Annotated in this window: 7 protein-coding genes; 6 read left to right on the top strand and 1 reads right to left on the bottom strand. The window is 62.4% G+C overall.

Going from position 1 to position 12,371, the window contains the following annotated elements; all coding sequences use genetic code 11:
• The first annotated feature begins 2 nt into the window (after nucleotides 1–2).
• The 6 genes from CAF63_RS05390 (at nucleotide 3) to CAF63_RS05365 (ending at nucleotide 11,993) form a co-directional block, all read left to right on the top strand.
• Nucleotides 3–1,370 (top strand): TolC family outer membrane protein, encoded by a 1,368-nt coding sequence (locus tag CAF63_RS05390; RefSeq protein ID WP_085683693.1) that lies wholly within the window; start codon nucleotides 3–5, stop codon nucleotides 1,368–1,370.
• A gap of 57 nt (nucleotides 1,371–1,427) precedes the next feature.
• Complete coding sequence (locus CAF63_RS05385) at nucleotides 1,428–4,379, top strand: autotransporter serine protease (protein WP_085683692.1); 2,952 nt, start codon at nucleotides 1,428–1,430, stop codon at nucleotides 4,377–4,379.
• A gap of 96 nt (nucleotides 4,380–4,475) precedes the next feature.
• Nucleotides 4,476–7,562 carry an autotransporter serine protease gene (locus CAF63_RS05380; RefSeq protein WP_085683691.1) on the top strand — a complete coding sequence of 1,029 codons (3,087 nt, stop codon included), beginning with the start codon at nucleotides 4,476–4,478 and terminating at the stop codon, nucleotides 7,560–7,562.
• Nucleotides 7,563–7,619: 57 nt separating this feature from the next.
• Complete coding sequence (locus CAF63_RS05375) at nucleotides 7,620–9,308, top strand: polyurethanase (RefSeq protein WP_085683690.1); 1,689 nt, start codon at nucleotides 7,620–7,622, stop codon at nucleotides 9,306–9,308.
• Between the two features lie 207 nt (nucleotides 9,309–9,515).
• Entirely contained in the window at nucleotides 9,516–11,369 is a 1,854-nt protein-coding gene (locus CAF63_RS05370; protein ID WP_085683689.1) for a polyurethanase, read from the top strand.
• A gap of 249 nt (nucleotides 11,370–11,618) precedes the next feature.
• Complete coding sequence (locus tag CAF63_RS05365; RefSeq protein ID WP_085683688.1) at nucleotides 11,619–11,993, top strand: hypothetical protein; 375 nt, start codon at nucleotides 11,619–11,621, stop codon at nucleotides 11,991–11,993.
• A 58-nt stretch (nucleotides 11,994–12,051) separates the two neighbouring features.
• Here the strand turns inward: CAF63_RS05365 and CAF63_RS05360 are convergent, their stop codons facing one another.
• Nucleotides 12,052–12,276 (bottom strand): YgdI/YgdR family lipoprotein, encoded by a 225-nt coding sequence (locus tag CAF63_RS05360; RefSeq protein WP_007951417.1) that lies wholly within the window; start codon nucleotides 12,274–12,276, stop codon nucleotides 12,052–12,054.
• Between the last annotated feature and the right edge of the window lie 95 nt (nucleotides 12,277–12,371).

Raw genomic sequence — 12,371 nt, 5'->3', positions numbered from 1 at the left:
GGATGTTCGGCTGTATGAATAAGCTTTCCATGCTGGCGGCAGCGTTCGCGCTGCTCGCGGGCAACAGTGCAGTGGCGGCCATGGGGCCGTTCGAGATCTACGAACAGGCGTTGCGCAATGACCCGGTGTTCCTCGGCGCGATCAAGGAGCGCGACGCAGGCCTTGAAAACCGCGCCATCGGCCGCGCCGGGTTGCTGCCAAAACTGGGTTACAACTACAACAAGGGTCGCAACTCGTCGAAAGCCACGTCCCTCGACGAACGTGCGCGTAATCGCACCGATGAGCGTAACTACAACAGCTACGGCTCGAGCCTGACCCTGCAACAACCGTTGCTCGACTACGAAGCCTACGCGGCGTATCGCAAGGGCGTGGCTCAGTCGCTGTTTGCCGACGAAAACTTTCGCGGCAAGAGCCAGGAGCTTCTGGTTCGCGTACTGGATAACTACACCAAAGCCTTGTTTGCCCAGGATCAGATCGACATCGCGCAGGCCAAGAAGAAGGCGTACGAGCAGCAATTCCAGCAGAACGAGCACATGTTCAAGCAGGGCGAGGGCACTCGCACCGATATTCTCGAAGCCGAGTCGCGTTACGAACTGGCGACCGCCGAGGAAATCGAGGCCCGCGACGAGCAGGACGCCGCTCTCCGGGAGCTGGGCGCATTGGTCGGCGTGCCGGCGATGGACATCAGTGATCTGGCGCCGCTGGATCAGAACTTCCAGACGTTCGCCTTGATGCCGGCCAACTACGATACCTGGCATGAGCTGGCAGTCAGCAACAACCCGAACCTCGCGTCTCAGCGTCAGGCAGTGGAAGTGGCGCGGTACGAAGTCGAGCGCAATCGCGCCGGGCACCTGCCGAAAGTCAGCGCTTACGCCACGATGCGCCAGAACGAATCGGAAAGCGGCAACACCTACAACCAGCGCTACGAAACCAACACCATCGGTTTCGAAGTCAGCGTGCCGTTGTATGCCGGCGGCGGCGTGTCGGCCTCGACTCGTCAGGCCAGCCGCACCATGGAACAGGCTGAATACGAACTGGACGGCAAGACCCGCGAGACGCTGATCGAACTGCGCCGCCAGTTCAGCGCATGCCTGTCCGGGGTCAGCAAATTGCGCGCCTACCAAAAGGCGCTGGCCTCGGCCGAAGCGCTGGTGGTGTCGACCAAGCAAAGCATTCTCGGAGGCGAGCGAACCAACCTCGACGCACTGAACGCCGAGCAACAACTATTTACCACCCGCCGCGATCTGGCCCAGGCGCGCTATGACTACCTCATGGCCTGGACCAAATTGCATTACTACGCGGGCACCTTGAGCGAGCAGGATCTGGCGCGGGTGGATGAGGCCTTCGGACAAGGCCCACGGACGCAATAACACCGTAGTTTCAACGCATAAAGCTTCGACTCAAAACAACAAAAACGAGTGGTGAACATGGACGTACGCATCAAGCCGATTTCGGTCGGCACCCTGCTGCTTGTGATTTCTGCAGCCCAGGCTCAAGCCCAATACCTCGAATCCGGTAAACCCGGCGATCCGGCCAGTTGGCGCAGCGCGGAATTCCTGCGTGACTGGGGCCTGGGCCGGATGCAGGCCGATCAGGCCTATGCCGCTGGCATCACCGGCCAGGGCGTGAAGATCGGCGCACTGGACTCCGGTTTCGACGCCGCTCATCCTGAGTTCGCCCGTGACCGTTATCACCCGGTACTGGCCAGTGGCAGCTACCTCGACGGCTCGCTGTTCAACGTCAACGGCACCCTCAACCCGAACAACGATTCCCACGGCACCCACGTGGTCGGGACTATGGGTGCGTCCCGCGATGGCACCGGCATGCATGGTGTGGCGTACAACGCCCAAATCTACGTCGGCAACACCAACAAGAACGACAGTTTTCTGTTCGGCCCCAATCCTGATCCGCGCTACTTCAAAGCGGTGTACGACGCCCTGGCCGACGCCGGTGTGCGGGCGATCAACAACAGTTGGGGCAGCCAGCCGCCGGATGTCAGCTACCGAACGCTCGCGGATTTGCACGCCGCTTATGCCCAGCACTGGAACAAGGGCACCTGGCTGGACGCGGCGGCGGACGTTTCCCGTCGTGGCGTGATCAACGTGTTCAGCGCCGGCAATAGCGGCTATCCGAATGCCAGCGTGCGCTCGGCGCTGCCGTACTTTCAGCCGGATCTGGAAGGCCATTGGCTGGCGGTTTCCGGTCTCGATCAAAGCAATCAGCAGAAGTACAACCAGTGCGGCCTCGCCAAATACTGGTGCATCACCACGCCGGGCGCGAAGATCGACAGCACCATTCCCGACGGCGGTTATGCGATCAAGTCCGGCACCTCGATGGCCGCGCCTCATGCCACCGGCGCACTGGCGCTAGTGATGGAGCGCTATCCGTACATGAACAATCAGCAGGCACTCGAAGTGCTGCTGACCACGGCCACTCAGCTCGACGGTTCGGTAACCGACGCGCCGACCGAGCGAGTCGGCTGGGGCGTGGCCAACCTGTACCGGGCGATGCGCGGGCCGGGGCAATTGCTCGGTGCCTTCAATGCCAATCTGGCGGCCGGACAAAGCGATGTCTGGAGCAATGACATCAGCGACAAAGCGCTGATCCAGCGCCAGAACGAAGACCTCGCCGAGCACAACGCCTGGCAGCAGACGCTGCAAAGCAAAGGCTGGCAGAACGGGCTGCCGGCCGGCGCCAGCCAACAGGATCAGACCGATTACGCCGTGGGCACAGCTCGCGATGCAGCGGCGGCCGGTCGCGTCTATCAGGGCAGTCTGATCAAGTCCGGTGACGGACGACTGATTCTGACCGGTGAGAACACTTATCGCGGGCCGACCACGGTCAATGGCGGTCTGCTGACAGTGAACGGTTCGCTGACGTCGGCCGTGACCGTCAATGACGGTGGTACCCTCGGCGGCTCCGGGCGGATCGGCGCACTGACCGCCAACAGCGGCGGCCGCGTGGCACCGGGCAATTCGATCGGTACTTTGAACGTGGCCGGTGACGTGACCTTCGCGCCGGGTTCGACCTACGCGGTGGAATTGTCGCCGACCAGCAGCGACCGCATCGTCGCCGGCGGCACTGCATCCATCAACGGCGCTACCGTCAGCCTGTCGCTGGAAAACAGCCCGACGCTGCTCAGCACCACCGAGGCCAGCAGCCTGCTCGGCCGGCAGTACGACATTCTGCAAGCGGCGGGCGGCATTCAGGGGCGGTTCGGTGCAGTGCTGCCGGATTACCTGTTCATCGGTGGCAGCCTGGCCTATAGCGGTAACGGCATCGGCTTGAATGTCGAGCGCAACGCAACATCGTTCGCCAGCGTCGGCCAGACCCCGAATCAGCGCTCCGTGGCCACTGCCGTCGAAGGTCTGGGCGCGGGCAATTCCGTGTACGAAAGCCTGCTGTTGTCGGCAACCGTCAGTGATGCGCAACAAGCCTTTCAACAGTTGAGCGGCGAAATCTACCCGGCCCTCGGCGCGGTGCTGATCAACGACAGCCGCCAACTACGCGACGCCATCGGCGAACGCCTGCATGACTCGAATGCCACGCAAAGCAATGGCTGGATCAAAGCCCTCGGCGCCTGGGGTACAACCGACTCGCGCCACGACACCGCTGGATACAGCACGTCGATTGGCGGCCTGCTGGCCGGTGTCGACGGAGCGCTGGACGAGCAAACTCGCATCGGTCTGGTCACCGGTTACAGCGACAGTTCGCTGAGCATGGGGTCGGGCACGCATTCCTCGGCCAAGGTCGACAGCTATCACCTCGGCGCCTACGCCGGGCACGACATCGGCGCCTGGCGTCTGAGTACCGGCGCGGCCTACAGCTGGCATCGCGCAGACGTGAAACGTGATTTGCAGTACGGCAACGTCAGCGCCAAACAGAAAGCCAAGGTCGATGCCGCCACCACTCAGGTGTTCGGCGAGGCGGCCTATCGACTGAACCTGCAACCGCTGGCCCTGGAGCCGTTTGCCAACCTGGCCTACGTGCACCTCGACACCGACGGTTTCACCGAGAAGGGCGATGCCGCCGCGCTGAAAAGCGGCGACGACCAGCGCGACGCAGTGCTGAGCACCCTTGGCGTGCGGGCGATCAAGGCCTTCGACCTGCCGTCCGCACAGAAGCTGGAAGTGAGCGGACACCTTGGCTGGCAGCACAGCCTGACCGACATCGAATCCGAACAGCATTTGCGTTTCGCCAGCTGCAGCGCACCGTACACGGTCGAGAGCTCGCCGCTGGTGCGCGACGCTGCGCTGGTTGGCCTACAGGCCAGCCTGGCGCTGACCCGCGACGTGCGGATCAACCTTGATTACACCGGACAACTGGCCAGCCGCGAGAAGCAGCACGGCGTGGGCCTGAGCCTGAACTGGCAGTTCTGACTCACCGAGAGATGATCGTTCCCACGCAGAGCGTGGGAACGATCACGAGGCTGAATACACGGATTTTTTCGCAACATCACTAAGGAAGGTCGCTGGATGAAAAACAACAACACCCCCGCGCAATCGGGTGGATGCTTTCGCCTGAAAACTCTCAACTTCGCCTTGCTCTGCGCACTGGCCACCTGGGGCAGCGCACACGCGGCGCCCTACGTCGAAAGCGGTCGGGCAGGGGATCCGGGCAGTTGGCGCAGCGCCGAATTCCAGGCCGACTGGGGCCTGGGCGCCATCGGCGCGGATTACGCCTACGCCGCCGGTTACACCGGTAAAGGCGTGAAACTGGGGATCTTCGACCAGCCGGTCTACGCCGCGCACCCGGAGTTCTCCGGCAGCAACAAGGTCATTACCCTGGTGACCTCGGGAATCCGCGAATACACCGACCCCTACATCCCGGTCAAAGCCGGGGACGCGTTCCGTTATGACGGTTCGCCCTCGGTCGGTTCCGACGGCAAGCTTGGCGCCCACGGCACCCACGTCGGCGGTATCGCCGCCGGCAGCCGTGACGGCGGGCCGATGCACGGCGTGGCGTTCGGCGCGCAGATCATCAGCGCCGACAACGGCGACCCGGGCCCGGAAGACGGCATCGTGCGCGGCAACGACGGCGCGGTGTACAAGGCCGGCTGGGATGCGCTGATCGCCAGCGGTGCGCGAATCATCAACAACAGCTGGGGCATCGGCATCACCGACCGTTTCGACCTCGGCGGCCGTGACCCGGCGTATCCGCACTTCACCGTTAACGATGCGCAAGTGCAGTTCAACGAAATCCGCACATTGCTGGGCACCAGACCCGGCGGCGCCTACGACGGCGCAATCGCCGCCGCGCGCAGCGGGATCGTGACGATTTTCGCGGCGGGCAACGACTACAACCTGAACAACCCGGACGCCATCGCCGGTCTCGGTTACTTCGTCCCGGACATCGCGCCGAACTGGATCACCGTCGCCGCCCTGCAAAAGAACCCGGATCTGGCCAGTGCCAATCCGTACATCATGAGTACGTTCTCTTCGCGCTGCGGCTACACCGCGAGCTTCTGCGTCTCGGCACCGGGTACGAAAATCTTCAGCTCGATCATCGAAGGCACCAACGCCGACAACCTCACCACCGGCTACAAGAACTACAACGGCACCTCGATGGCCGCGCCGCACGTGGCCGGTTCCATTGCCGTGCTGATGGAACGCTTCCCGTACATGTCCGGCGATCAGGTCGCCAGCGTGTTGCGCACCACGGCCACCGACCTCGGCGCACCGGGCATCGATGCGTTGTACGGCTGGGGCATGATCAACCTGCGCAAGGGCATCGATGGCCCGGCGATGTTCGTCACCGAGCAGGACATTCCTGAAGAGTTCCGCATCCAGGGTGCCTACGGCTCCGGCCAGTTCGTGGCCGATCTGCCGGGCATCGGCGCGATCATCGATGCGGGCAAACCCACCGAGCGCGTGTGCAACGACATCACCTGCGGGCTCGACACCTGGCGCAACGATATTTCCGGCCATGGTGGTCTGACCAAGCAAGGCATCGGCACCCTGGTGCTGACCGGCAATAACACCTACAGCGGCCCGACCCTGGTCAATCAGGGGCGACTGGCAATCAACGGCTCACTGCAATCGGCGGTCACGGTCAATGACGGCGGCATCCTCGGCGGTAACGGCCGGATCGGTGCGCTGACCGCCAACAGCGGCGGTACTGTGGCGCCGGGCAATTCCATCGGCACCTTGAATGTGGCGGGTGACGTGACCTTCGCGCCAGGTTCGACCTATGCGGTAGAAGTGTCGCCGACCAGCAGCGACCGGATCGTCGCCGGCGGCAAAGCGGTGATCGAAGGTGCAACCGTAACCATGTCGCTGGAAAACAGCCCGACGCTGTTGACCACCGGCGAAGTGAAGAGCCTGCTGGGCAGCCAGTTCAACATCTTGCAGGCAGCGGGCGGCATTGAAGGGCAGTTCGGCCAAGTGTTGCCCGACTACGCGTTCCTCGGCGGCACCCTGGCTTACTCGGCAAGCGGTGTGCAACTGGACGTCGGTCGTAATGGCGCCTCGTTCGCCAGCGTCGGCCTGACCCCGAACCAGCGCGCGGTCGGTGCCGCTGCCGAACGCCTCGGCGCCGGCAATGCGCTGTTCGAAACCCTGTTGCTGTCGCCGTCGGCGGCCGCTGCGCAGGATGCTTTCCAGCAACTGTCCGGCGAGATTCATCCGGCCATCGGCACGCTGCTGATCAACGACAGCCGCTACCTGCGTGATGCCGTGGGCGAACGCCTGCGCGAGCGTGATCTGTTCGATGCCGGCGCGCCGACCGATGACCGCAGCAACGCCTGGGTCAAAGTGCTGGGTTCATGGGGCAAGAGCGATGGAGGGGCCAAATACGCCGATTCCACCAGCTCCATCGGCGGCCTGCTGGCCGGTGTCGACGGTTTGATCGCTGAAGATACCCGTCTCGGTTTCGTTACCGGTTATAGCGACAGCTCGTTGAGCATGGGCGAGGGTACGCATTCGTCCGCCTCGGTCGATAGCTATCACTTGGGTGCATACCTGGGACATCAGATCGATGCGCTGCGTCTGACCGCCGGTGCGGCCTACAGCTGGCATCGCATTGACGTCAAACGCGACCTGCAATTCGGTGGCGTCAGCGGCAAACAGAAAACCAAGCGCGATGCGACCACCGCGCAACTGTTCACCGAAGCGGCCTACGACCTGGGCCTGCAACCGATGAACCTGGAGCCGTTCGCCAATCTGGCCTACGTGCACCTCAACAGCGACAGCTTCACCGAGAAGGGTGATGCCGCCGCACTGAAGGGCGGTGAAGACAACCGCGACGTGGTGTTGTCGACCTTCGGTGTACGGGCCAAACGCACGTTTGCCCTGTCGGAGAAACACCAGCTGGAACTGGGCGCAAGCCTGGGCTGGCAGCACAACCTGAGTAGCGTGGATGCCGACAGTCACTTGGCCTTCGTCAATGGCAACAGTGCGTTCACCGTGCAAAGCGTGTCGATGGATCGAGATGCAGCGGTGGTCGGCGTACGCGCCGGGCTGGCGCTGAATCGCGATGTCCGGGTCAACCTGGACTACAACGGGCTGATCGGCTCCAACGAAAAGGACCACGGTGTGGGCCTGACGCTGGACTGGCAGTTCTAAGGGGTAGCGGCAGTTCTTTAGGGAACTGCCGTTTTTGAAAGGAAGAGAGAGCACAACATGGGATTGTTCGATTACAAAAATGCCGACGGCAAAGCGCTGTACAGCGATGCCATCGCCCTGACGCTGTATGCCTACACGCCGACCGGGCAGGCGTTGCCCGGCACTGGCTGGAAGCCGATCGGCGCCACGGCGCTGGGCTATCAGGGCAAGGTCGGGGCGCAGGGCACGTTCTTCGGCGAGAAGGACGGCTTCACCAGTGCCGAAGCCGAAGTGCTCGGCAAGTACGACGCCGCGGGCAAGCTGATCGGCATCGGCGTGGCCTTCCGGGGCACCGGCGGGCTGGGTTACAGCGACACCTTCGGCGACATGAAAAACAACCTGCTGGCCGCCATCGGTCCGACGGATTACGCCACCCAGTACGCGAAAAACGCCTTCGACAACCTGCTCAAATCGGTGGCCGCTTTCGCCGTCGCCCACGGCATCGCGGCCAAGGACGTATTGATCAGCGGCCACAGCCTCGGCGGTCTCGGGGTCAACAGCGTGGCGGAGCTGAGTGCGAGCAACTGGGGCGGTTTTTTCAAGGACGCCAATTACATTTCGTTCGCCTCGCCGACCCAGAGCAGCACCGGCACCAACGTGCTGAACATCGGTTACGAGAACGACCCAGTGTTCCGCGTGCTCGACGGCACCACGTTCAGTACCGCGTCGATGGGCAAGCACGACAAGCCGCACGACTCGACCACCGACAACATCGTCAACTTCAACGACAACTACGCATCCACTGCGCAGAACCTGGTGCCGTTCAGCATCGCCAATCCGCTGAACTGGTCGGCCCACAGCTCGCTGGGGTATGCCGACGGCCTGAATCGGGTGATCGCGTCGAAGTTCTACGGCCTGACCCACAAGGACTCGACCATCATCGTCTCCAACCTTGAGGAAGCGTCGCGGGGCAAGACCTGGGTCGAGGATCTGGGCCGCAGCGGCGAGCCGCACACCGGCAGCACGTTCTTCATCGGCACCGACAGCGGTGACTGGCTCAAGGGCGGGGCGGGCAACGACTTCCTGGAAGGCCTGGGCGGCGATGACCGTTTCCGTGACGACGGCGGTTTCAACATCCTGCTCGGTGGCCAGGGCCACAACACTTTCGAGCTGCAAAAGCCGTTGCAGAACTTCAGCTTCGCCAACGACGGCGACGGCACACTGTACGTGCGTGACGCCTATGGCGGCATCAGCATGACCCGTGACATCGGCGCGCTGGTGAGCAAGGAGTCGGGTTCGTGGTGGGGCAGCAAGGAAATCACCTGGTCCGTCACCGCCAAAGGCCTGGCCAACGGTGCCGAACTGACCCAGTACAACCATTCGCTCAGCGGCGGCGCCATGGGCGACACCCTGAAAGCCACCGCTGACGGCGACTGGCTGTTCGGCCTCGGCGGTAACGATCTCCTGCAAAGCGACAAGGCCCACGTGATCTTCGTTGGCGGCGCCGGCAATGACGTGATGAGCGCGGTGGGTGGCAACAACACCTTCCTGTTCAGTGGCGCCTTCGGCTTCGACGCGATCAATGGCTACCAGGGCAACGACAAACTGGTGTTCATGGGCGTCGAAGGCGCGGGGCAGGGCTACGACTACAAGCAACACGCGTCGCAGTCCGGGAGCGATACCGTGCTGAAGATTGGCGACTTTGCCGTGACGCTGATCGGGGTGGGTGTGGCTAACCTGTCGGATTCGAGTTTCGTCTTCGCCTGACAAACCTTGTGGGAGCGAGCTTGCTCGCGAAGAGGGCGTGTCAGTCACCCAACCGGTAACTGACAGACCGCTATCGCGAGCAAGTCGAATCGTCGCACCGTCGCTCCCACATTGTGACTGTGTAGTAAATGCTCCGGGGCGCCTCGGGAGGGCGTTCTGGTTGTGAGCTATCTCTGAACAATTCCAACAAAGAGAGAGGCAACAGCAATGGGTGTGTATGACTACAAGAATTTCGGTACGGCGGAATCCAAGGCGCTGTTCAGCGACGCCATGGCCATTACGCTGTATTCCTACCACAACCTCGATAACGGCTTTGCCGTCGGTTATCAGCACAACGGCTTCGGCCTCGGCCTGCCGGCCACGCTGGTGACCGCGCTGATCGGCGGCACGGATTCCCAAGGGGTGATCCCCGGCATTCCGTGGAACCCCGATTCGGAAAAAATCGCACTCGACGCGGTGAAAAAAGCCGGCTGGACCCCGATCAGCGCCTCGCAACTGGGCTACGAGGGCAAGACCGATGCCCGCGGCACCTTCTTCGGTGAGAAAGCCGGCTACACCAGCGCTCAGGTGGAAATCCTCGGCAAATACGACGCCCAGGGCCATCTGACGGAAATCGGCATCGCCTTTCGCGGCACCAGCGGCCCACGGGAAATCTTGATCGGCGACTCCATTGGTGACGTGATCAACGACTTGCTCGCCGCGTTCGGGCCCAAGGATTACGCCAAGAACTACGTCGGCGAAGCCTTCGGCAACCTGATGAACGACGTGGTGGCGTTCGCCAAGGCCAACGGACTCACCGGCAAGGACGTGCTGTTCAGCGGCCACAGCCTCGGCGGGCTGGCGGTCAACAGCATGGCGGACTTGAGCACCAGCAAATGGGGCGGGTTCTTCCAGGATTCCAACTACATCGCCTACGCCTCGCCGACCCAAAGCAGCACTGACAAGGTGCTCAACGTCGGCTACGAAAACGATCCGGTGTTCCGCGCCCTCGACGGCTCGACCTTCACTGGCGCCTCGCTCGGCGTACACGACGCGCCCAAGGAGTCGGCGACCGACAACATCGTCAGCTTCAACGACCACTACGCCTCGGCGGCGTGGAACGTGCTGCCGTACTCGATCGTCAACATTCCGACCTGGATCTCGCACCTGCCGACCGCCTACGGCGACGGCATGAACCGGGTGATCGAGTCGAAGTTCTACGACCTGACCAGCAAGGACTCGACGATCATCGTCGCCAACCTGTCGGATCCGGCGCGGGCCAACACTTGGGTGCAGGACCTGAACCGCAACGCTGAAACCCACAAGGGCAGCACCTTCATCATCGGCAGTGACGCCAACGACCTGATCCAGGGCGGCAGCGGCAACGACTATCTGGAGGGCCGCGCCGGCAACGACACGTTCCGCGACGGCGGGGGGTACAACATCCTGCTTGGTGGCTCGGGCAACAACACCCTGGAGTTGCAGAAGTCGGTCAATACCTTCGACTTCGCCAACGACGGCGCCGGCAACCTGTACATCCGCGATGCCAACGGCGGGATCAGCATCACTCGCGACATCGGCAGCATCGTCACCAAGGAGCCGGGCTTTCTCTGGGGCCTGTTCAAGGACGACGTGACCCACAGCGTCACCGCGACCGGCCTGAAGGTCGGCAACAACGTCACCCAGTACGAATCGAGCGTGAAGGGCACCGGCGGCGCCGATACCCTCAAGGCCAAGGCCAGCGGTGACTGGTTGTTCGGGCTGGACGGCAACGACCATCTGATCGGTGGGGCTGGCAACGACGTGTTCGTCGGCGGCGCCGGCAATGATCTGATGGAATCCGGCGGCGGGGCGGATACCTTCCTGTTCAGCGGCGCGTTCGGTCAGGATCGCGTGGTGGGTTACACCGCCAACGACAAACTGGTATTCCTCGGCGTGCAGGGCGTGTTGCCCAACGACGACTTCCGCGCCCATGCCACGGCGGTCGGGCAGGATACGGTGCTGAAGTTCGGCGCTGATTCGGTGACGCTGGTCGGGGTAGCGCTGGACAGCCTGAGTGCCGACGGGATTGTGATCGCCTGATGTTGATCGGGCGCCGTTAAGGGCCTCTTCGCGAGCAAGTCGAATCGTCGCACCGCCGCTCCCACATTTGACCGAGTACTGGCCTTTTGCGGGAGTGGGCTTGCCCGCGAAGAACGATAACGCGGTATCGAAAGTGACTCACCAGCCATTCTCTGACTCCAATCCCTGCACTAACAGGAAATGCGGCCTAAAGCCATGACGGCAACGTTCGTCATGTAAGGGTCGCCAACGAGTACAGGAGATTCACACGTGAAAGGTTTCAAGAGGTTTATCGGTATCGCGGGACTGGCGCTGCTCTCGGCCAATACCCGGGCCGATCTGCCTCACAGCTCGATTCTGAGCCGCTATGGCGTCACCACCGATCAACTGCCAAAGCCGGCCGACAGTGATGACGTCAAACCCGTTGAAGAGAAAAGCCGCTTTCATATCCAGCCCGAGCAACCGTTCGTGACGATTCGCATCGGCGAAGACCATGAACCGGAAATGACCGGCAATCTGAGCATCGACCGCATGGCGCAGCAGGAGCGCCAACGGTGCCAGCGCTTACAGGAAGAGCTGGTTCGCAGGGGGGAGCGTCCTTTCAGTTGCGACGGCTCCCTGCCGGGCATGGCATTACCCCGCTGACAAATGCAAAAAAGGCTGCGCTCCAACAGGAACGCAGCCTTTTTTGATCGGGTAATCGTCAGTCTTCTTTACGCACCGTGGCCACTTCATCGGCACGTACACGGATCTTGGCGCCGGAAATATCCTTGAACTCGTAGAAGCCGTCCTCGTTTTTGGTATCGGGCATGTCTTCGGTCAGGTACTGAGTGCCGTTCTGCAGGGTGACCACCGTCGGGGTCGAGCAACCGGCCAGGGTCAGCAGGGCCGCAACAGCCAACGGGATCCCGAGAGTCTTGATTTTCATAAGCAGCATTCCTGTTCATTTCGACCATTGTCGGCCTCTAAGGCGGTTGGTGCCATTACGCCCGGAAAAGTTCGATGGCCACCTGAAAAAATCCG

Origin of the sequence: Pseudomonas sp. B20(2017) (assembly GCF_002113125.1) — a bacterium.
In the GTDB taxonomy this organism is placed as follows: Bacteria; Pseudomonadota; Gammaproteobacteria; order Pseudomonadales; family Pseudomonadaceae; genus Aquipseudomonas.
This window is presented reverse-complemented; position numbering and strand designations above follow the sequence as displayed.